The organism is Aeromonas oralensis, assembly GCF_049665575.1.
Classification (GTDB): domain Bacteria; phylum Pseudomonadota; class Gammaproteobacteria; order Enterobacterales; family Aeromonadaceae; genus Aeromonas; species Aeromonas hydrophila.
In genome coordinates, this window is record NZ_CP187186.1 from 3,785,001 (window position 1) to 3,806,437 (window position 21,437).

A 21,437-nucleotide genomic window follows, 5' to 3' on the forward strand; every position below is an offset into this window, starting at 1 on the left:
GGCATTGGGGTTGGTCACGGTGAAGCGGGAGCCTTCCAGACCTTCGGTGTAATCCACGCTGCCGCCAACCAGATACTGCAGGCTCATGGGATCGATCACCATGGTGACCCCGCTCTTCTCGACCACGGTATCCCCTTCGTTGATCTTCTCATCGAAGGTGAAACCATACTGGAAACCGGAGCAGCCACCGCCCGTGATGTACACCCGCAGCTTGAGCTCGGGATTTTCTTCTTCGGTGATCAGGGTCTTCACCTTGTTGGCTGCCGCATCCGTCATCTGGATAGGCAACGGGGCTTCTGCTACTGCACTCATTACTGACCTCACAACCGTTAAATCCACAAACATGGAAACCGCGAAATTATCCAATACCCGACCATTCAGTTCAAGTATTCACCAAGCTTCTTACTGTGCAGCCGGCACGGGTGCCGGTGGAGCGACCACCAGCGGCTTGATTACCTCGCCCCATTCAGCCAGCAGCTCCTGAGCCGGTTGCCGGCCATCCTTGCTGATGGTGACCCGTACCCGATCCGGTACAAAGCCTTCCGGCAACTGCCAGTTGCCTTCCAGCAGCTGGAAGTAACGCAACGCATAGCGCCCCTCCCCCACCTTCATACCCAGCTCGCGGCTGCCGAGTGTTCTGGGCTTGTCGCCTTGACTGCCTTCCACCTTTATCTGTACCTGACCGCGAAACAGTTCGCGCTTCTTGGCAGGCTGAGTCAACGCCAGCCGATAGTGATAACGGCCGGGGATACTGGTCTCCTGCAGGGTGAGGTTGTCGATCACTACCCCCACCTGCTCGCCGGTGGGGCGCATGATCCGCTCGAAGAAGGCCAGCTGGCGCTTCTGTTCCTGTACCTGGGCTTCCTGATCCCTGAGCGTCTGCTGCAACTGCTCGAACGCCGCCTTTTGGGTAGCCAGCAGCGTCTCCTTGATGCCAAGCTCGCTCTTGAGCTGGCCGATGGCCTTGCCTTGACGCTCCAGCGTCTCCTGCTGCACCGTCAGCAGGCTGCTCTGGGCCAGCTCCTGGCGATTACCGACGAAATAGCCGATGAGCGCCCCCACCATTAGCACCGCCAACCACTTCACTATCTGGGACATAAGGCCTCTTTTGTTACTACGCATACTGCGGCCACGCTCCCTTCACTATACGCGACTCAAGCAGATTCAGGCCGGCAGACAAAGGGTTAACCGGCGGTGATGCCGCTTTCTCCCCGCTTTTGACGCGCAGCAAGCCGTAAAGTTCGCTCGAGGATCTGGGAATAAATCGGGCGGCCCCCCAACCACTGAGCCACCAGGGTCGCACCGACCGTGGTGATCATCATGGGCAGGATCAGCTGATAGTTATCGGTCATCTCGGTCACCAGCACGATCCCCGTGATGGGAGCACGCACGGTGGCGGCAAACAGCGCGCCCATACCGGCAATGGCAAAGGCGCCAGGCTCGATGCCCAGCTCCGGGAAGGCCGCATGAAACAGGTGGCCGAACACCACCCCGAACAGGGTGCCCAGCGCCAGGGTCGGGGCAAACACCCCACCCGGTGCGCCGGAGCAGAAACAGACCAGGGTAGCCACCAGCCGGATGGAGAAGATGAGGAACAGGGTGGCCATCGCATACTCCCCGCCCATCAGATGGGGGATGAGCTCGGTACCGCCACCGGTCACCGCCGGGGCAACCAGCGACAGCACGCCGAAAGTCCCCGCCACCAGCGTCCCGATGGCCACAAAACGATGGCGCTTGTTTTGATGCAGCGCCAGATAACCATCCTGACAGGCCAGCACCAGCTTGTTGAAGACAAAACCCAGCACGCCGAAAGCGGCCCCCATGAAGAGGAACAACCAGAGCGCCCTCAGGGCCGGCGCGTCATAGTGAGGCAAGCTGATCACCGCCCCCTGCCCCTTCATGTTCTGCAGCATCAAGGTCGCCATGATGGCGGAGATGCCCACCGCCTTGATGGCCAGAAAGGAGTAGCGAAACTGCGGGCGCATCTCCTCCATCACAAACAGGATCCCCGCCAGCGGCGCATTGAAGGCTGCGGCCAGACCGCCGGCCGCCCCAGCTGCCAGCAGGGCGTGGCCATGCTCCTTCGGCAGCCGGAAGAGATCCGCCACCATCTTGCCGAGGTTGCCGCCGATCTGCACCGAAGGTCCTTCCCGCCCCAGCACCATGCCGGAGCTCAGGGTGCAGATGCCACCGAAGAACTTGACCGGCAACACCCGCCACCAGCGTACCGGGCGCAGCTCGTCCATGGCCCCCTCAATCTCGGGAATGCCCGAACCACCCGCCTCGGGTGCAAAAGTATGGGTCAGGAAATAGCCAATGCAACCCAGCAAGGCGCTGAAGCCAAAGCCGAGCAGGCCGAGCTGCCACCAAGGGCGATCGGCCAGCAGGTCGACACGCTGCTGTGCCAGCCAGTGCACGCCGGACTCGAACAGTCCGCAGACCAACCCGGCCAGGGTGCCGACCAGTGCCGCCAACAGCAGCACCAGCAGGGGCATCTTGTCTTGATGAATGATCCGCCGCAGGACGGGGCCGCGGGGAGGCGAGAGCGGTTCTGAGGAGGAGAGAGCTTGTTGCGACATGAAAAAACCACATTCGTTTGCTGACGGAGGTGACGATCATCCGGCCTGCTGTCCGGCTGCCCAGCACCGGGCCTTTCTGCTATAGTCGGCCCGTTTCATTTAACACGGGGCAGTCCTTGGCCGGGGTCAAGAGCGCAAGCATACTCCAGCGTCCCCTGACTGCCGAGCCGCAATCGGCCACCTGCGCCTGTGTGACGACCAAAATCCCATTAAGGATGATCCATGTCAAAATCAGATCAGCTGTTTGAACAGGCCCGCCAGACCATTCCGGGCGGCGTCAACTCACCGGTCCGCGCCTTCAATGGGGTCGGCGGCACACCCCGCTTCATCGATCACGCCGATGGCGCCTACCTCTATGACGTGGATGGCCAGGCCTATGTGGATTACATCGGTTCCTGGGGCCCCATGCTGCTGGGTCACAACCACCCGGCCATCAAGGCCGCCGTCATCAAGGCGGTGGAGAAAGGGCTGAGCTACGGCGCCCCGACCGAGATCGAAGTGCTGATGGCCGAGAAGGTGCGCCAGATCGTGCCCTCCATGGAACAGGTGCGGATGGTCAACTCCGGCACCGAGGCGACCATGAGCGCCATCCGGCTGGCCCGCGGCTACACCGGTCGCGACAAGATTGTCAAGTTCGAAGGCTGCTACCACGGCCACGCCGACTCCCTGCTGGTCAAGGCCGGCTCCGGCGCCCTGACCCTGGGTCAGCCCAACAGCCCGGGCGTCCCGGCCGACTTTGCCAAGCACACTCTCACCTGTGTCTTTAACGATCTGGACTCGGTGCGCGAAGCCTTTACCCAGTACGGCAGCGAGATCGCCTGTATCATCGTCGAGCCGGTGGCCGGCAACATGAACTGCATCCCGCCGGTACCCGGCTTCCTGGAAGGGCTGCGCACCATCTGTGACGAGTTCGGCGCCCTGCTGATCCTGGATGAGGTGATGACCGGCTTTCGTGTCTCCCTGCGCGGTGCCCAGGGCCACTATAACATCGACCCGGATCTCACCACCCTCGGCAAGATCATCGGTGCCGGCATGCCGGTCGGCGCCTTCGGCGGCAAGAAGAAGGTGATGCAGCACATCGCCCCGACCGGCCCCGTCTATCAGGCAGGCACTCTCTCCGGCAACCCGGTGGCCATGGCCGCCGGCCTAACCATGCTGGATCTGCTGCTGGAGCCGGGCCTCTATGAGCAGCTGAGCGCCAAGACCGCCCGGGTTGCCGAGGGGCTCAAAGCGGCCGCCGCCAGGCACGGTATCCCGCTTGCCATCAACTACGTGGGTGGCATGTTCGGCTTCTTCTTCACCGACGAGTCCGAGATCACCCGCTACGAGCAGGTCACTCGCTGTGACATGGAACGCTTCAAGCGCTTCTATCACCTGATGCTGGAAGAGGGCGTCTATCTGGCGCCGAGCGCCTACGAGGCGGGCTTCCTGTCGCTGGCACACGGCGACAAGGAGATTGAACACACTCTGGCCGCCGCCGAGCGCAGCTTCGCCAAGCTGGCCGGCTAAGCCGCCGCTTGTCGCAAAAGGGCCCTTCACGGGCCCTTTTTCATTGCCGCTTCGGCGCCCTTCGGCCTCCCCCGGTACGCCCGATGTTGGTGCAGCATTTGTGCAAATGACACGGCGCTGTCACCAAATGGTGCATATCCCGCCCCTCTATCCGTCATAAAACGGGCCCACAATTTGCACCCTGCAAGTTGGATGCAAGCCCGTTTGAGCGAGGTGTATATGGCGGAAATGAGCCCCATCGATGTGCTGCGACGCTATCAGGAGTACGAAGCCGAACTGGCCCCCCTGCTGCTGGGGCTGCTCACGGCATCACCCGATTCACTCAGCAGTTATCCCTTCATCCTGAACCAGGCTCCCAGCCGGGAACCGCTCGAGATCCTGCCACCGGTGCCGGCGCCGCAAGCCCGTTTGCATCTAATCGTGAGAGGCCAAGGCCGTGAGCTGACTCTCTGCCTGAACCAACTCATCGCCTGGCTGATGGGGGACAGGGAGCGACGCCGGGCCATGCCCTGGTTCAAGGGGGTTTATGTGGTGCTGAGTCTGGCGCTGTTTCTGATCGTCGCGACGCTCATCTGGCACGGGCTGGAGCAACTCTATCTGCTGCTGTGCGGGGCGCAGCAGAACCGATTGGGGGCCTTCAGCGCCATCATCTTCCTGACCCTGGCGCTGGCGGTATTCGACTTGGGCAAGACCATTCTGGAAGAGGAGGTGCTGCTGCATAAGGACATCTTTCGCCACAGCGCCATTCGCCGCACCATTACCCGCTTCATCGCCGCCATCTTGATCGCGGTCTCCATCGAGGGGCTGCTGTTGCTGTTCAAGGGCTCGCTCGGTCAGAGCGAACTGCTCTGGCCGGCGGTGGGTGTGATGGGGTGCGCCGTGGGGCTGCTGCTAGCCCTCGGGCTCTATGTGTTTCTGGGGGCCAGGGCCGAAGCGGCACTGGTGCAGGCTAGCCTGCGACCTCTGCCAGCCGGGGTTGTGGCGCCCTCCGCGCCGCCCGCCAGGAGGCGTACATGGTCCAGGAGGTATAGATGACGATGAAGGCCACCAGCCATTTGAGCATCGCCATGTCCATGGATTTGACCAGTATGGCCGCCAGCACCACGCCGACAGGGCCGAAGATGGCCACCGCCAGCACCGCCTTGGCGTCGAAGGCTCCTTTGCGGATGAAGGTGCCTGCCGAGAAGACGCTGAGCACGGCGGTGGAGCCCATCATGATGGGAAACGCCGCCAGCGGATTCATGCCGAGCAGATAGACCAGGGTCATGCAGGGGGCGAACAGGCCGATGCCCACGTTCATCAGCACGCCGAAGATGAAGTTGCCGAGCAGCGCGATCCCGAGCTTGTAACCGGTCAGCCCCATGGCGTCGCCACCGAGGGGGAACAGCCCAAGCAGACCCGCGAAGATGAGGCCGGCCACCACCAGCAGGGAGACCGCCATCACCAGCCGGATGGTCTGGCGATCGAACGAGGCGACGTGGCGCGCCCCCCAGGCAGCCCCGGCGGCCGCGGCCACCATCATGCCGATGAGGGTGAGCGGATCCACCTGCACGGCGCCGATGAAAATCAGCGACTGGGTGACCGTCGGCAACACGCACTGGCCGTTGAGGGTGCCCGGCAGCAGCCGATCGTCGATCAGCTTGAACTGCTTGTAGCAAGCAGTCTTCACCGCGAAGCTACCAACCCCCAGGGTATCGAGAAAATTGGCGACAAAACCGATGGCCGCCACCGGCCAGAAGGGGGTCGACTCCAGCCTCCCCTGTTGCCGTTTGTGCCACCAGGCCCGTACCAGCATGAAGATGAACACCAGAGCGCAGATGATGAATATCAGGCGCAAAAGATTAATTAACATACAGAATTCTCCAGCAACGGGCGGCGATTCTAAGGCAGCAAAAATAAAAAATCTTGGTCAGGATCAAGCATTCAGCCCATGCAAACGATTATCTGGAGAAAGTCATGACGAGCACGCCCGAACGAATCTGCTAATACTTGTCTATGAGGGCCAGCAGGCCTGGGGCCACCGGTGGTAGTCATGGTCATTTCGCGACGACCACAGTCACCGGCGGGAAGTAGCCAAAAAGAAGGCCGGTATGCACCGACCTTCTTTTTTATTGCTGACTCGCCGGCGTTTTGCCCGCCAGCCACTGCCAACCCGGCAGGCGTGGCAGTCGCTGGGCAATCCAGCCGATCAGCGCATCCGACAGCCCGGTCAACAACAACAGCGGCAGGCAGAGCAGGGTCAGCGACAGGGCCCCCACATAGACATCCGTCAGCCAGTGAGCACCGGAGAGGATGCGGGGCGCCGAGAACAGCGGCACCATCAGCAGCGCGGTCACCCCGGCCCAGCGCGGCAGATGGCGCAGGGCAAAGCCGGCGAAGATCATCAGGAACAGGGCGTGATCGCCGGGGAAGCTGTCGCTGGAGGAGTCCTTGGTCGGGATCCCGCTGAGCTGGGTCACCCGCAGCGCGTCCGCCACCGTCAGGGTCGGGCTGGGCCGACTGACCGGCAGCAGATGACCGAACTGGTTGATCACCAGGGCCCCCAGCAGCATGACGATCCCCATGGCCACCAGCCGGCGGCGTCCCTGCTCGTCCGCACGCCAGAAGCAGCGAGAGAGGATCAGCCCCATGCAGGAGAGCACCGCCAGATCGAACAGCCGGTTGTTGGTCACGGCCACCAGATTTGCCCACCACTGGGCCTGACCCAGCCAGCCATTGACCAGATGGAAGACGGCGAGATCCCACTGATCCCAGGGACCGTGCTCGGGCAGAGCAGCCCAACTGATGGCGATGAGACCACCCAACAGATAACAGGGTATAAATTTGCGCATACGAACTCTCCTCCCCGAAAAATGGGCCCGTATTTTAAAGCATAAAAATAGTGACGTGAATCACACAAACGGGGGAGGAAGGCGTCATGCCTCCTATCCGGAAAGTCGGCGCGTCCCCTGCCGGCTTGGCCTGTTGCAGCCTTGCGGCTAGTATGGAGTCCCTCTATTTCGCGAGATGACGAGAGCTATGCGCAGCTACCTTCGGATGATGTTGTTTGCCCTGGGCCTGCTGGCCGGCGTGCAGATCCCGGGTCTGATCGACCTCTACTACCAGCGGCTGGATGCCCGCCTGCAGCAGGCCAGTCTCAGCTTGGCCCCTTTTCAGGAGACGGCGGATCAGCACTTCGACGGCGATCTGACGGCCCTGGTCAACCACTACCGCATCAACCCGGATCCGGTATTCGCCAAGGATGCAGCCAGCCTGCAGTTGCTGGTCAGCCAGCGCCAGACCCTGCAGCAGGAGAACATCTACAAGCACCATCCCTGGTACCGGCAACTTTCCCACCTGCTGCTGCGCGCCGAGCCCCAGCTCTGGCAGGATACCCTGCAAAACTACAGCTACATGGTGCCGCTCAAGCAGGCCGCCATCGTCTGCGGCATGGCGGCAGGCCTGCTGGCAGCCCTGCTTGGCGATCTGCTGCTTAGCTTGGTGTTGTTGCCGTTTCACCGGCAGCAGCCCCGAACACGCTACGCGCCGCGCTGACGAAACCGACGCGGTGGCTCAGGCAGACGGAAACAACAAAGGGGCCAATGGCCCCTTTGTTGTTTCCGGCCAGTGTCACAGCTCGTATGGCAGCCGCGACTGGCTCACCAAACGCTGGAGCGCCAGCACCACCTGGGGATCGAACTGGCTGCCGGAGCGTGACTGGATATATTCCATGGTCTGGGCCAGCGACCAGGGCTCCTTGTAGGGACGCTTGCTGAGCAGGGCATCGAACACGTCGACCACGGCCACGATACGGGCCGACAGCGGGATCTGCTGGCCGGCCAGCTGCTCCGGATAACCCTTGCCATCAAAGTGTTCATGGTGACCACGAGCAATCTCGGCCCCCAGCGACAGATAGCTGGTCCCCTCCACCATCTCCCCCGCCTTGTGCAATATGCTGGCGCCGATGTCCGCGTGCTGCTCCATGATGGCTCGCTCATCCGGTTCGAACCGGCCCGGCTTGTGCAGGATGTGGTCCGGCGTGCCCACCTTGCCCACGTCGTGCAGTATGCTGGCCATGCCGATCATGTCGACAAAGCCCGGCGTCAGTTCATCGGGATAGACCCCCGCCTGCTGCAGCTCGGCCACGATGGCATCGGAGAGCTTCTGCACCCTCAGCACGTGATCGCCGGTATCCGAATCGCGGAACTCCGCCAGCGCCGCCAGTGCCACCACGGTCGCTTCCTGGGCCCGCAGCAGCTGGTTGTAGAGATAGAGGTTGTCGTACGCCGCCGAAATGCGCTGACAGAACACGTCCAGCAGGTCGCACTCGAGCGGGTCGAGCGGCTGGGTGGGGGTGAAATTGAGCACGAACTCGCGCCCGTTCTGGGCCGCAATATAAAGCGCATCCTGGGGATGCTCGAAGCGGTTGCAGCGGTTGGTGAGCGCACTCATCACCGAGTCGTGCAGGGCCGGGAAGGTACTGAGCGGCACATCGCTCAGCAGGGATTCATAGTCGCCGGTGGCAGCCAGTATCTCCAGCTCCTGCGAGCCGGGCCGGCGCTCGGCGCAGATGGCGCCTTCGGTGCCCACGTCGAGAATGGCGCTGATCTGCTTGAGCACGCCGGATGCAAATTCCCGCAGCGAATGCAGATGATAGAGATCCCCCGCCCCCTCCAGTATCTTGCCGAGCCCCTGCCGGCTCTTGTCGATGGCGCAGAGGGTCTCGTAGGAGCGCAGGGAGGCGATGACGGTGGTATAGAGCTTCTGCACCGTCAGCTCGGTCTTGGTCTTGTAGTCGTTGATGTCGTAATCGAGGATCACCCGCTGCTCCGGGGCCTGCCCCGGCTGGCCGGTACGCAGCACGATGCGCACCAGGCTGTTATGCATCTCGTTGCGGATCTGGTGCACCAGCCGCAGGCCGGCATCCTCGGTCTCCATCACCACGTCAAGCAGGATCAAGGCGATGCGCGGGTTGGCCAGCAGCATGCGGGCCGCTTCGGCGCCGCTGTAGGCGTTGAGCAGTTCAAGCGGGCGGGATTTGTACTGAATGTTGGAAAGTGCCAGCCGGGTGGCATGATGAATGTCCGGCTCATCATCGACGATCAACACCTGCCAGGGGTTGATCGCTTTGGTTACCACGGCCTCATCGTCATCCAGCTCGATGATGTCGTCATCCAGCCAGAGCTCGTCCTTGTCTTGGGCACTGCTCATATCGTTCACGCCTCCAGGCGCTGCATGAGGGTACTGACAGTATGTACCATCAGGGAGCGATGGATCACAAGCCCCTGCACTTGCCCCCTCGTGCCCGCCCAGTGCCGGCCGGCTTATTCGAACGGTTCGAGATAGGCCTGGATTGCCTTCCTCAGCCAGGCCAACACCTTGCCGTGATAGGCATTTTCCGACAGATAGACGCCGTAGTCACGCCACTGCAGCCTGAACTTGTGCTTCAAGGTCAGCAGCTCCCCTTGCCGCAGCTGGCTCTGGATCAGCGGCGACGGCAGCACGGCCCAGCCGAGGCCGTCGAGCACCGCATCGCGCATCAGCTCGAAGCTCGACAGCCCGATGTGGTGCCCGCCGATGGGCAACAGGCTCTTGACCGAAAATTCGTCCACATAGGAGAGGGTGACCTGGGTATGACCGGTTAGATCCTGCTGCAATACCCGCTTCAGGCTGGCCAGCGGGTGGCTCGGGGCCACCACCATCAGGGTGCGGATCGGGTTGAGCACCTCGATGTTGAGACCGCTGCGCTCCTGCTCCTCGGTGATGAGGCCGAAGGCGGCGTCGACAAACCCCTCCTCCACCAGCGCGGGCAGCTCCGGTGGCGAGGCCAGCACCAGCGAGATGCTGGTGCCGGGAAACTGGTGGCGCAGCGCCCCCAGCATCTCCCGCCACACCGCCTCGGGAATGGCGTCATCCCGCGCCACCCGCAGCGCCACCTCGGCACCGGAGGCGTAGTGTTCGCACTTGAGTTTGAGGCTGTTGGCGGCCTGCAGCAGCCGCTTGCAGTCATCCAGCACCTGCTCGCCAATCTCGGTCAATCGGCTCTGGTTGGCGCCTCGTTCAAAAAGTTCGACGCCAAGCTCAACCTCAAGCGCCGCTATCGCCGTGCTGACTGCGCTGCGACTCTTGCCAAGCCGGCGCGCCGTATTGGCAATGGAGCCACTGCTGGCTGATTCCACAAAGAGTTGTATCTGGTAGAGCTTCATGATCTGGGTCGTGAGCTGGGTATCCGATATTCACCTTACCTTGCCCTCTTCTAGCAAGGCAAACCGTCAGCGTCTGAATTGTCGACGCTCAGCGATTCTGCCGCCTGAGCAAGCTGCGGCTATCATGGCCCCGTCGCAGCAACAAAAGGACATTTTATGTTATTCAATCGCATGCTTCTGGCCCGCATCTTCCTGACGGGCGCCATCCTGACCGAGGTCGCCGGGACCTCCAGCATGGCCATGATCCCGGAGAACGAGGCCGGCTGGCTCAACTATCTGCCGATGTGGCTGCTCATCTCCTTCTCTTATCTGTTGTTGGCCAAAGCCGCCAAAACAATCTCCATTGGTATTGCCTTCGCGCTCTGGGAGGGGCTGGGGATCGCGCTGATCACCGTCGTCTCCGTACTCTTCCTCGACTACCACCTGAATGCTCAGGAGTTGATCGGACTGGCGCTGGCCATAGTGGGTATTGTTCTGGTGACAATGGGTGAAACCCATGATGAACCGACTGCGGACACCGGCAGCATCCGCCGCCTTGGTACTGCCCATGACGAACCGACCGCAGGCACCAGCAGCACCCGCCGTCTTGGCGCTGCCCATGACAAACCGGCCGCAGGTACTGGCAGTACTCGCTGCCTTGGCGCTGCCAAGGAGGCCGTATGCACCCGTTGATCATCGTACTGGGGGCGGCACTGCTGGATATCGGCGCAAACATGGCGATCAACCGCTCGGTTGGTTTTCGTCACAAAGGCTGGGGATTTCTCGGCATCCTGCTGGTGCTGTGTGCCTTCACCCTGCTGTCGGAAGCGGTGAGCACCGGCAAGATCGATCTGGCCGTGGCCTACGCCACCTGGGGTGCCATCGGCATTCTGGGCACCGCCCTCGGTGGCTTGCTGCTGTTTGGCGAGCGGCTCAAGCCCATCGGCTGGGTCGGCATGCTGGTGATGGCCGTCGCGGTCACCCTGCTCACCACCGCCTGATCACCCCCTCACGCACTGCACACCATGAAAAGAAGCCGCCCGGCTAACCGGGCGGCTTCTGCTCTTTATGGGGGCAATGCAGGCTTGCGGCAGGTCTGCCTCAGCGGCCCGCTTCGTAGAGCTCCAGCGGCAAGCCGTCGGGGTCGGCGAAGAAGGTAAAGCGCTTGCCGGTCAGCTCATCCACCCGCACCGGCTCCACCTCGACACCATGACCCTGCAGATGGGCGATGACCCGGTCGAGCTCAGCGACCCGAAAGGCCAGGTGGCGCAAGCCGCACGCCTCCGGCCGGAAGGGGCGCGGCGGCGGCGCCGGGAAGCTGAACAGCTCCAGCTGGCTGCCGTCCGGCAGCGCCAGATCCAGCTTCCACGACTGGCGCTCCTCGCGCAGCGTCTCGGCAATGATGGGCAGCCCCAGCACCTGGTGGTAGAAGTGGCGCGAGCGCGCATAATCGCTGGCAATGATGGCCACGTGGTGAATGGCATCGAACAGGGGATGTGACATAAGCACTCCGGGCAAGCGGGCAGCCTGAGCTGCCCGCTGCGGTCAGTTGAAGAAACCGTTGAACCAGTTGTCCAGCGCATTGGCCGGGCTGGACACCGGGCTGGCGCAGCCCATGGGCTCGGCCAGCCCGGCCAGCTTGGCCGGCACCTGCAGACTGCCCGGGCAGTCGCTGGTGACCCGGGTGCCGCTGGCGCGGGAGAAGCTGGCCCAGCTCACCCCTTGCGGCATGTTCATGGCCAGGCTGTTGACCCCACGCTGACTCATGTAGCCGCTGAACAGCTGCAGAGCACCGCTGGCACCGGTCAGGCCGGCCGGGGTGTTGTCGTCGCGACCGACCCAGATGCTGACCAGCTCGTTGTTGTCGAGCCCGGTGAACCAGGAGTCGCGCAGCTCGTTGGTGGTGCCCGTCTTGGCCGCCATGGTGGTGCCGGGGAACTTGGCACCGAGCGCGCGCGCCGTGCCCTGGCTCACCGTCTTGGTCATGGCGAACAGGGTCAGCCAGCTGGCCTGCTCATCGGTCACCCGCTTGGCTGCTTCGTCATGCTGATAGAGCTTGCTGCCGTCGCTGTTGACCACCGCCCGGATCGCCGACAGCGGCTGGGTCAGCCCCTGGTTGGCGATGGGCAGGTACATCTGGTTCACCTCCATCGGCGAGAGCGCCACCGCCCCCAGCACCAATGAGGGATAGGGCTGGATTTCCTGCTCCACCCCCAGCTTGTGCAGGGTGTCCACCACCTTGTCCAGCCCCACCTGCAGCCCCAGATTGACGGTCGGCACGTTGAGAGAGCTGGCCAGCGCATCCATCAGCGGCACGCTCTGGCGGAACTTGCGATCGTAGTTTTGCGGGGTCCAGATCTGGCCATCCTTGCCGCGAATGCGGATCGGCTGGTCCTTGAGCGGCGTGCCCAGGGTCAGGCCGTTGGAGAGGCCGGTCAGGTAGACCGCGGGCTTGACCAGGGAGCCTATCTGGCGACGGGCATCCAGCGCCCGGTTGAAGCCGGCGTAGCGCGGATCCCGGCCGCCCACCATGGCCACCACCTCGCCCTTGTGCCAGTCGGAGACCACCATGGCCGCTTCCAGCTTCTTCTTGCCGCGCAGCTTCTCGATCTGGGCCAGACCCGACTCCACCGCCTGCTCGGCGGCGTGCTGGGCGATGGGATCCAGACTGGTGAAGATCTTGAGGCCGGACTGCTTGAGCAGATCCGGACCGAAGCGGCTCTGGATCTCCCGCTTGAGCAGGCCCATGAAGGCCGGAGTGCGGCCATAGCTCATCTGGCCGCGGGTAATGATGCCAAGGGGCTGCTTGCTGGCGAGCTCATACTCGGCCGGTTGCAGGCTGCCGTGATCCATCAGCAGCTTGAGCACCAGATCACGACGCGCCTTGGCCCGCTCCGGGAAGCGCCAGGGATCGTAATAGGAGGGGCCCTTCACCATGCCCACCAGCAGGGCCACCTGATCGATGTCCAGCTCGTTGACCGGAATGCCGAAGTAGAAGTAGGAGGCGAGCCCGAAGCCATAGACCCCCTGGGAGAAGTTCTGCCCCAGATAGACCTCGTTGAGGTAGGCCTCCAGGATCTCGTCCTTGCTGTAGCGATAGTCGATCAGCACCGCCATGTAGGCTTCCTGCGCCTTGCGCCACAGGCTCCGCTCCCGGGTCAGGAAGAAGTTCTTGGCCAGCTGCTGGGTCAGGGTACTCCCCCTGCACAGTGCGACCCGCCAGCAGGTTGGCCGCCATGGCGCGCATGATGGCCACCGGCGAGACGCCGCCGTGCTGGTAGAAGTCGCGATCTTCGGTGGTGAGCAGAGTGATCAGCAGGCTGTCCGGCACCTCGGCGATGCGCACCAGCAGGCGGTCCTCCCGATCCTCGGTGTTGAGGCGATCGAGCAGCACCGGGTCCATCTGGGCGTAGCCGAGCTGACGCTGGTTCTCCAGCGACTGGATCCCCTCCAGCCGCGCGCCGTTGAAGGTGAGGCGCAGGCCACGGGCGGCATCGGCTCCGTCATGGAATTCGAACGGCCGGCGGATAAGCTCGATGCGGTTGCCGCTCACTGCATACTCGCCCGGGGTGTGGGGCTGGCGCACCTGCTTGTAGCTCAGCATGTTGAGCTCGCGCAGCATCTGGGCCTGGGAGAGGCGCTGGCTGGGATAGAGTTCCAGCGGCCGGCTGTAGACCATCACCGGCAACTGCCACTTCTCGCCGTCGAAGCGTTCACGCACCTTGGTATCGAGGTAGATGCCAAACACCACCATGAAGGCCGCCCCCACCAGGGAGAGCTTGAAGCCCAGCCAGAACAGCGTGCGCCAGATGGTGCGTTTGGGCGCCGCCTTCTTGGGGGTGCGCTTGCGTCGTTGCGTTGCCATAAATCCTCTTTGCTTTCCTTTCTACTTGTTATGTCGCGTTCGCGAACGTCCGATCAGACTTGGCCAATCGAACCTACATCCCCATCTTCTTCTTGGTGACCCTGGTCGGCATCGCCTCCAGCGGATTGTCCGGCCAGTAGTGGCGGGGATAGCGTCCCTTCATCTCTTTTTTCACCAGCTCGTAGGAACCGGCCCAGAAAGCAGCCAGATCGGCGGTGATCTGCAGCGGCCGCTGGGCCGGGGAGAGCAGCTCCACCACCAGCGCCACCCGGCCATCGGCCACGCACGGGGTCGCAGCCTGGCCGAACATCTCCTGAATGCGCACCGGGATCACCGGCGCCTGACCCGGCTGATAGCGGATCCGCACCCGGCTGCCGGTCGGCGCGGTAAAGTGGCCGGGCAGCGCCTCATCCAGCCGCTTGGGGAATGGCCAGGGTAGCGACTGGCGCAGGATGTCGCTCATATCGAGTTTTTTCAACTGCTCCAGCCGGGTCATGCCGCTCACCGCTGGCAGCAGCCACTGCTCGAGGTCGGCCAGCAGGCTCGCCTCGTCCATGGCTGGCCACCCTTCGTCGGGCAACCAGTCGCGGGCACAGCGCAATCGGGCCAGCAACCCCTCGCTGGCGTCATCCCAGGGCAGCACATGCAGCCCCTTGCGCCGGATGCCCTGCAGCAGGCAACGCCCCTTCTGTTCATCGGAGAGATCCGTCAGCGGCCGCTGGCTCAGCACCAGCTCGCCGAGCACCTGCTGGCGTTCGGCCCGCACCCGCTCCTCGCGCTCGTCCCAGTCGAACCACTGGCGCTCGCTCACCAGCTCAGGCAACTGGCGTACCAGTTCATCCAGCTCTATCGGTTCGGCGATGAAGATGCGGCTGCCGCGCTCGTTCTGGCCCATCTCGATGGCAATGAGCGCCCCCTGCCCCTGACAGGGGTGACCTTCTACCAGATCGCAGCTCACCCCGCCACTGAGCTGATAGCGGCTGCCGCTGCGCAGCTTGCCGATGCGATCGGGCCAGGCGAGGGCGCACAGCAGCCCCAGCCATTGCCCCTGAGCACTGGCGGCACGGGCGCCGAGCCGCTCGAACCAGCGGGCCGCACTCTGGCGCAAGGCCCCCTGGCGGCGGTGAAACAGCACGGAGAGGCGCTCCGATCCTCGCAGATCTTCTTCCAGCAGCGCCACCAGGAAAGCCGCATCGGCGACAATCCCTGTCAGACCCTCGGCCTCCAGCTCGCGCGCGCGCAGCAGCATCCGGGCCAGCCGGGGATGGGTACCGAAGGCCGCCATGGCGCGGCCGGCCGGGGTAAGTTGTTGCTCACCCTCCGGCTTCATGGCCCCGAGGCTCACTAGCAGCCGCTGGGCGCTGGCGACGGCGGCGGCCGGCGGCATGTCCAGCAGTGGCAGCTCTTCGACCTTGGCCCCCCACTGGGCGGCGTCCAGCAGCAGGCCGGTCAGCTCCTGGGTGAGGATGTCGGGTGGGCTCTGCTCGGCGAGGCGCTCCTGCACCTCGCTGCTCCAGAGCCGGTAACAGACACCGGGGCCGAGACGACCGGCACGACCCGCCCGCTGGGTGGCGGAAGCTTTGGCGATGGGGCGGGTCTCCAGCCGGGTGACGCCGCTCTTGATGTCGAAGGAGGCACGCCGCTCCAACCCGCTGTCGACGACGACGGAGATCCCCTCGATGGTGAGCGAGGTCTCCGCCACATTGGTGGTGAGCACCAGCTTACGGCGCCCCGCAGGTGCCGGCTCGATGGCCGCCTGCTGGGCCGCCATGTCGAGGCGACCGTAGAGGGGGGCGAGGGTCACCTCGTCCGGCAGCCGCCCTTCCAACCACTGCGCCAGCCGCTCGATCTCCCCCTGGCCCGGCAGGAACACCAGCAGGCTGCCGGCGTGGGCGGCCAACGCCTCCAGCACCACGGCGCCGACCTGGGGTTCCAGCCACTGCTGGCGATTGGCGGGACGATAGTGGTAGTCGATGGGAAAACCGCGCCCCTCCGATCGAACCACTGGGGCCTCCGGCAGCAGGGTCTCCAGCGCCATGCCATCCAGGGTGGCGGACATCACCAGCAGCTTGAGGTCATCGCGTAGCCCTTGCTGGCTCTCGATGGCGAAGGCCAGCGCGGTATCGGCATGCAGGCTGCGCTCGTGGAACTCATCGAAGATGACTAGGGAGACGCCGGTGAGCTCAGGATCCTGCTGCAGCATCCGGGTCAGCACCCCTTCGGTGACGATCTCGAGCCGGGTGGCGGCACTGGTGCGGCTCTCGCCACGCACCCGCAGGCCGATGCGCTCGCCCACCTTCTCCCCGAGCTGACGCGCCAGAAAACCCGCGATGTTGCGCGCTGCGAGGCGTCTGGGCTCCAGCATGATGATGCGACCGGGCAGCCGATGCTGGCGCACCAGCTCCAGCGGCAACAGGGTCGATTTGCCCGCGCCGGGCGGCGCCTGCAGGATCACGCTGGCATGGTTGTCGATGGCGGCAAAGAGTGCGGGCAGCACCGACACTATGGGGAGGGAAGACAAAGGGATCTGCACCTTCTTGTTGCAAGTCGTAAAACGGCGCCTATTCTGCCACAGCCTGCCCGGCCACCGTGAGCGGATGTCGGGCCGGCGAGACAGGATGCAGTGGCTGCCATAGAATGGGCCACCCTGTCTGCGTGAAAGAGGCATGCTCACCCGAATGGCCAAACTCTTCTTTGCCCTGCCCGCCGAGGCGCTGGCACCCGATCTCGTCGCCTGGCGCGACCAGCTGCCCTGGCCGGGTCAACCGGTGCCCGCCGCCAATCTCCACCTGACGCTGGCCTTTCTCGGCGAAGCGGATCAGCTCACCACCACCCGCCTGATGGCCGCCGTCGAACGCCAGCACTGCCCGCCGCTCACCATAGCGCTCAATGAAACCGGCTGGTTCGGCCGCGCCAAGGCCGCCTGGGTTGGCCCGACGGAGTGGCCCAACGAGCTCACCGTGCTGGCCAGGGCGCTGCGTCGCCACGGCGAGAAGCTGGGGCTTGGTAACGGCGAGCAGGGCTATCGCCCCCACGTCACCCTGTCGCGCAAGGCGAGCGAACCGCCGGCACTGCTGCCCGCCCCCGATTTCGTGCTGCAGGCCGACCGCTTCTGCCTCTATCAATCCCTCTCCACCCCGGACGGGGTACGCTACGAGCCCCTCGCCTGCTGGCCGCTGCGGGCCAGAGAGAAAATGGCATCCTGACCGGCGGCCATGCCCAGACTCATCGATTAAGAGAGCCATACCATGATCTTCGATCCCCCCTGCAATCCGGGCAGCTGGTCTCCCGTTACAAGCGCTTCCTGACCGACGTGCAGCTCGACAACGGCGAGGTGATCACCATCCACTGCGCCAACACCGGCGCCATGACCGGCTGCGCCGAGCCGGGCACCCGGGTCTGGTACTCCACATCAAGCAACCCCAAGCGCAAGCTACCCCACAGCTGGGAGATCGCCGAGAGCCCGGCCGGTCACTTCATCTGCGTCAACACTGCCCGCGCCAACCAGCTGGCTCGCGAGCTGATCGAGCAGGATGCTCTCGCCCCGCTGCGCGGCTATGCCAGGCTGCGCACCGAGGTGAAATACGGCGAAGAGAACAGTCGCATCGATCTGCTGCTGGAAGATGACCACCGGCCTGCCTGTTATATCGAGGTGAAATCGGTGACCCTGCTCGACGAGCGGGAGCAACCCGGCATGGGCTACTTCCCCGATGCGGTCACCACCCGTGGCGCCAAGCACTTGCGTGAATTAATGGCCATGAAGGCGGCAGGCCACAGAGCCGTGCTGTTATTTATGGTTTTGCACTCCGGAATCGTGAGAATGCGCTCGGCAGCGCATATAGATCCGCACTATAGTCTGCTTATTGAGCAAGCAATTACGGCAGGGGTTGAAATTTTATGCTATCGACCCCATGTTGGGGTGCAGAGCATGGTGGCCCAAGATTTTATCCCGTTTGAATCTTGTCACCTGCTACCCGAGGGCAGCGAATAAATGTTGGAGTGGGTAACATTATTGGTACGGCTTGTTTGCCTCCACGTTACCCTTCTGCTATAGATGTCGCCCTCAATTTATGGATGGCACGGGTAGCGTGCTGAATTAGGAGACAGGGCATGCCAACAGGCGAAAACAGGAAATCTCTGGGCCCCCTGGCCATTGCGGGTGTGGCGCCTTACCAGGAAAAACCGGGTGAGGAGTACATGAATGACCAACAAAAGGCACATTTTCGCAAGATCCTGGGAGCCTGGCGCAACCAACTGATGCAGGAAGTTGACCGCACCGTTGACCATATGAAAGATGAGGCTGCCAACTTTCCGGATCCCGTGGATCGCGCCGCGCAAGAAGAAGAGTTCGCTCTTGAACTGCGTACCCGCGACCGTGAGCGCAAGCTGATCAAGAAGATCGAGAAAACCTTGCTGCTGCTCGAAGACGATGACTTCGGTTACTGCGAACACTGCGGTATCGAGATCGGTATCCGACGTCTGGAAGCCAGACCCACCGCCGACCTCTGTGTCGACTGCAAGACCCTGGCTGAAATCAAGGAAAAACAGATGGCCGGTTGATACCGACCTCTGGCATAACAGAAAAAAGGGAGCTCGCGGGCTCCCTTTTTTATTGAGCTTTTGGCCGGGCCGTCCCAGAATGCAGCCTCAATGTCCCGTTTGCCCAAATCCGCATGCCCGTGAATACCATCCCCTCGTCCCAGGCCCGCCCTTATATCGGCCGCTTTGCCCCCTCCCCCTCAGGTCCGCTTCACTTCGGCTCCCTGATCGCGGCGCTCGGCAGTTTCCTGCAGGCCAGGGCACGACAGGGGCGCTGGCTGGTGCGCATCGAAGATATCGATCCGCCGCGGGAGATGGCGGGAGCCGCCCCGCTCATTTTGCAGACCCTGGAGGCCCATGGTCTGCAGTGGGATGGCGAGGTGATGTACCAGAGCCGGCGCCACGGCCGCTATGACGAGATCATCGACCAGCTCTACCGGGCCGGCGATCTCTACTGGTGTCGCTGTACCCGGCGCGAAATCATGGCGAGCGGTGGCTTTTACAACGGTCACTGTCGCACCCTTGGTCTCACGGCAGAGGGTTGCGCCGCCCGCGTGCGCCAGCACCACCCGGTGTACGATTTCGAGGATGGGCTGCAGGGCCGCATTGCGGTGCCGGCGGCGCTGGCCGAGGAAGATTTCATCGTGCGCCGGCGCGATGGCCTCTATGCCTACAACCTGGCGGTAGTGGTAGACGACATGGATTGCGGCATCACCGAGATAGTGCGCGGCGCCGATCTGCTGGAGCCGACGGTGCGCCAGATTGCCCTCTACCAGACGCTGGACGCCCCCGTGCCCGCCTGGGTGCATCTGCCGCTGGCGGTGCAGGCCGACGGCAACAAGCTCTCCAAGCAGAATCACGCGCCGGCGCTGGCACAGGACGAGGTGCGCCCGGCCCTGTGGCAGGCGCTGCACTTTCTCGGCCAGTGCCCGCCTCCCGAACTGATGGCGAGCCGGGTGGACGAGATCATCGACTGGGGCATCGCCCACTGGCAGCTGGCCCGGGTGCCTGCCAGCGAGAAGATTGCGCTGACAGCAGGCGTAAACGAATGGACAGTTCAGGGATGATTTGGGTGTGAATCAGCGCGGTTTGCGGTGATTTAGCCGGGATAATCCGAGTCAAACGAGATCAATTGCCAGCACGGTTTTTCATTTGGTTAGGCGTGAGCTATGCGCAGGTAGACCGCTATTTTTTGGCTCGGTTTGATTCAAATGAGCTGAAGTAGCCACATGGTTTTTCATTTGTGCAGGCGTGAGCTATGATAGGCCGCTATTTTTTTGGCCTCCCGTCAATTTGAAGTCATAACGAGGTGTACCATTTTTTCCCAGATCGCAAACTTTTGCCGCAAAGTGCTCGGCAAGGAAGACGGCGAGCAGTCGGCGGAGTCCCCCATTCCGGCCCGTGTCGCCGGACAACGTCGTACCTTGAGCCGTGACCAGCACCCGATTTCGCGCAAAGAGATCAGCGAGAATGCACTCAAGGTGCTCTATCGCCTGAACAAGGGCGGCTACGAAGCCTACCTGGTCGGCGGCGGAGTCCGGGATCTGCTGCTCGGGAAGACGCCCAAGGATTTCGACATCGCTACCGATGCGACGCCGGAGCAGATCAAGTCACTGTTCAGCAACTGCCGCCTGATCGGTCGCCGTTTCCGGCTGGCCCACATCGTCTTTGGTCGTGACGTGATCGAAGTGGCCACCTTCCGCGGTCACCACCATCAGGTCAATACCAGCAAACATGTGTCGGCCCAATCCGATGAAGGCATGCTGCTGCGCGACAACGTCTACGGCACCATCGAAGAGGATGCCGAGCGTCGCGACTTTACCGTCAACGCCCTCTACTACAGTGCCAAGGATTTCACCCTGCACGATTTCGAGGGCGGGCTGGAAGACTTGGCCGAGCGCAAGCTGGAGCTCATTGGCGATCCCGAGACCCGCTACCGCGAAGATCCGGTGCGGATGCTGCGCGCCGTGCGCTTCGCCGCCAAGCTGGACATGACCATCAGCCCGCGTACCGCCGCCCCCATCAAGGAGCTGGCGCCGCTGCTGCAGGATATTCCGGCGGCCCGCCTGTTCGAGGAAACCCTCAAGCTGTTCCTGGCTGGCGATGGCCTGGCCACCTACAAGCTGCTGCGCGAATACGGCCTGTTCCAGCAGCTGTTCCCGCAGGTGGCAGCCCTGTTCACTCCGCACGGCAACTCGCCCTACGAGCAGTTCATCGAGCTGGCGCTGATCGATACCGACACCCGGGTCCGGGAAGACAAGCGCGTCACCCCCGCCTTCCTCTACGCCACCCTGCTGTGGGGCTGTGTCGAGGCCCGCGGCCGGGTGCTGGAGAACGAGAGCGGCCTGCCCTGGTATGACGCCTTCATGCTGGCGATCAACGAGGTGCTGGACAACCAGGTGCGGATCATCGCCGTCCCGCGCCGTTTCACCACCGATGTGCGCGACATCTGGGCCCTGCAGCAGCGGCTGACCCGCCGTCAGGGCCGCCACCCCGAGCGGGCCATGGAGCATCCCAAGTTCCGCGCGGCGTTTGACTTCCTGTTGCTGCGTAACCGGGTCGAGCGCGGTCTGGGCGAGCTGGCCAGCTGGTGGGAGCGCTACGTGGAATCCAATCCGGACGTGCGCCCGCAGCTGCAACGGGAAGCGACCCGCCGCCCGGCAAGCGGTGAGCGCGGTCAGGCCGGTGAGGCCCGCAGCAACGATGGCGAGAAGCGCAGCAGCAACAGCAGCAACCGTCGTCGCCCCCGTCGCCGCAAACCGAAAGCGGCCGAGTGACAAC

17 protein-coding genes and 3 pseudogenes (1 of these 20 only partly in view) are annotated in these 21,437 nt (G+C 63.4%); 10 read left to right on the forward strand and 10 right to left on the reverse strand.

Going from position 1 to position 21,437, the window contains the following annotated elements; genetic code table 11:
• The 3 genes from erpA to clcA form a co-directional block, all read right to left on the reverse strand.
• Positions 1-312 carry the 5' portion of an iron-sulfur cluster insertion protein ErpA gene (gene erpA / locus ACPDZI_RS17500; RefSeq protein WP_005304404.1) on the reverse strand. Its footprint begins 39 nt before the window's first position, so only the first 312 of its 351 coding nucleotides appear in the window; the start codon lies at positions 310-312; its stop codon lies beyond the left edge, outside the window.
• A 90-nt stretch (positions 313-402) separates the two neighbouring features.
• Entirely contained in the window at positions 403-1,098 is a 696-nt protein-coding gene (locus ACPDZI_RS17505; protein WP_207137295.1) for a DUF6776 family protein, read from the reverse strand.
• Positions 1,099-1,184: 86 nt separating this feature from the next.
• Complete coding sequence (gene clcA, locus ACPDZI_RS17510; protein ID WP_438833548.1) at positions 1,185-2,579, reverse strand: H(+)/Cl(-) exchange transporter ClcA; 1,395 nt, start codon at positions 2,577-2,579, stop codon at positions 1,185-1,187.
• Between the two features lie 222 nt (positions 2,580-2,801).
• Here clcA and hemL point away from each other — a divergent pair, with 222 nt between their 5' ends.
• Together hemL and ACPDZI_RS17520 are read left to right on the forward strand one after the other, a co-directional pair.
• Positions 2,802-4,088: a glutamate-1-semialdehyde 2,1-aminomutase gene (gene hemL / locus ACPDZI_RS17515; RefSeq protein WP_187268810.1), complete on the forward strand. Its 1,287-nt coding sequence runs from the start codon at positions 2,802-2,804 to the stop codon at positions 4,086-4,088.
• A gap of 219 nt (positions 4,089-4,307) precedes the next feature.
• Positions 4,308-5,123 (forward strand): hypothetical protein, encoded by an 816-nt coding sequence (locus ACPDZI_RS17520; RefSeq protein ID WP_187268811.1) that lies wholly within the window; start codon positions 4,308-4,310, stop codon positions 5,121-5,123.
• On the opposite strand, the gene ACPDZI_RS17525 is transcribed toward ACPDZI_RS17520, so the two are convergent.
• The gene (locus ACPDZI_RS17525; protein WP_268013693.1) at positions 5,038-5,940 is read right to left on the reverse strand and encodes a sulfite exporter TauE/SafE family protein; all 903 of its coding nucleotides are present in this window, start codon (positions 5,938-5,940) and stop codon (positions 5,038-5,040) included. The genes ACPDZI_RS17520 and ACPDZI_RS17525 overlap by 86 nt on opposite strands.
• A 256-nt stretch (positions 5,941-6,196) precedes the next feature.
• Entirely contained in the window at positions 6,197-6,919 is a 723-nt protein-coding gene (locus ACPDZI_RS17530; RefSeq protein WP_207137298.1) for a phosphatase PAP2 family protein, read from the reverse strand.
• Between the two features lie 175 nt (positions 6,920-7,094).
• Between ACPDZI_RS17530 and ACPDZI_RS17535 the strand changes: the two genes are divergently transcribed.
• Positions 7,095-7,622 (forward strand): DUF2937 family protein, encoded by a 528-nt coding sequence (locus tag ACPDZI_RS17535; RefSeq protein ID WP_438833549.1) that lies wholly within the window; start codon positions 7,095-7,097, stop codon positions 7,620-7,622.
• A gap of 75 nt (positions 7,623-7,697) precedes the next feature.
• On the opposite strand, the gene ACPDZI_RS17540 is transcribed toward ACPDZI_RS17535, so the two are convergent.
• Both ACPDZI_RS17540 and ACPDZI_RS17545 read right to left on the reverse strand, forming a co-directional pair.
• The gene (locus tag ACPDZI_RS17540; RefSeq protein WP_438833550.1) at positions 7,698-9,278 is read right to left on the reverse strand and encodes a DUF3369 domain-containing protein; all 1,581 of its coding nucleotides are present in this window, start codon (positions 9,276-9,278) and stop codon (positions 7,698-7,700) included.
• Between the two features lie 113 nt (positions 9,279-9,391).
• Positions 9,392-10,273, reverse strand: a complete 882-nt coding sequence (locus ACPDZI_RS17545) for a LysR family transcriptional regulator (RefSeq protein WP_438833551.1) — start codon at positions 10,271-10,273, stop codon at positions 9,392-9,394.
• A gap of 156 nt (positions 10,274-10,429) precedes the next feature.
• Between ACPDZI_RS17545 and ACPDZI_RS17550 the strand changes: the two are divergent.
• Together ACPDZI_RS17550 and ACPDZI_RS17555 are read left to right on the forward strand one after the other, a co-directional pair.
• A pseudogene (locus tag ACPDZI_RS17550) lies at positions 10,430-10,792 on the forward strand (SMR family transporter); the annotation flags it as partial.
• 140 nt (positions 10,793-10,932) lie between these two features.
• Entirely contained in the window at positions 10,933-11,253 is a 321-nt protein-coding gene (locus ACPDZI_RS17555; protein ID WP_011707272.1) for an SMR family transporter, read from the forward strand.
• Positions 11,254-11,353: 100 nt separating this feature from the next.
• Here ACPDZI_RS17555 and gloA2 read toward each other — a convergent pair whose 3' ends face one another.
• From gloA2 to hrpB, 3 genes and pseudogenes are all read right to left on the reverse strand, one after another.
• Positions 11,354-11,755, reverse strand: a complete 402-nt coding sequence (gene gloA2 / locus ACPDZI_RS17560) for an SMU1112c/YaeR family gloxylase I-like metalloprotein (RefSeq protein ID WP_438833552.1) — start codon at positions 11,753-11,755, stop codon at positions 11,354-11,356.
• Positions 11,756-11,797: 42 nt separating this feature from the next.
• Positions 11,798-14,117 (reverse strand): annotated as a pseudogene (gene mrcB / locus ACPDZI_RS17565) (penicillin-binding protein 1B).
• A 73-nt stretch (positions 14,118-14,190) separates the two neighbouring features.
• On the reverse strand, positions 14,191-16,638 hold the full coding sequence (hrpB, locus tag ACPDZI_RS17570) for an ATP-dependent helicase HrpB (protein ID WP_438833553.1): 2,448 nt from the start codon (positions 16,636-16,638) through the stop codon (positions 14,191-14,193).
• A gap of 157 nt (positions 16,639-16,795) precedes the next feature.
• Here hrpB and thpR point away from each other — a divergent pair, with 157 nt between their 5' ends.
• From thpR to pcnB, 5 genes and pseudogenes are all read left to right on the forward strand, one after another.
• On the forward strand, positions 16,796-17,323 hold the full coding sequence (gene thpR, locus ACPDZI_RS17575; protein ID WP_029302259.1) for an RNA 2',3'-cyclic phosphodiesterase: 528 nt from the start codon (positions 16,796-16,798) through the stop codon (positions 17,321-17,323).
• Positions 17,324-17,365: 42 nt separating this feature from the next.
• A pseudogene (gene sfsA, locus ACPDZI_RS17580) lies at positions 17,366-18,108 on the forward strand (DNA/RNA nuclease SfsA).
• A gap of 119 nt (positions 18,109-18,227) precedes the next feature.
• Positions 18,228-18,677, forward strand: coding sequence for an RNA polymerase-binding protein DksA (dksA, locus tag ACPDZI_RS17585; protein WP_005304459.1), 450 nt, complete (start codon positions 18,228-18,230; stop codon positions 18,675-18,677).
• A 113-nt stretch (positions 18,678-18,790) separates the two neighbouring features.
• Positions 18,791-19,723, forward strand: a complete 933-nt coding sequence (gene gluQRS / locus ACPDZI_RS17590; protein WP_438833554.1) for a tRNA glutamyl-Q(34) synthetase GluQRS — start codon at positions 18,791-18,793, stop codon at positions 19,721-19,723.
• A gap of 210 nt (positions 19,724-19,933) precedes the next feature.
• Positions 19,934-21,433 (forward strand): polynucleotide adenylyltransferase PcnB, encoded by a 1,500-nt coding sequence (gene pcnB / locus ACPDZI_RS17595; RefSeq protein WP_438833555.1) that lies wholly within the window; start codon positions 19,934-19,936, stop codon positions 21,431-21,433.
• Positions 21,434-21,437: the final 4 nt, after the last annotated feature.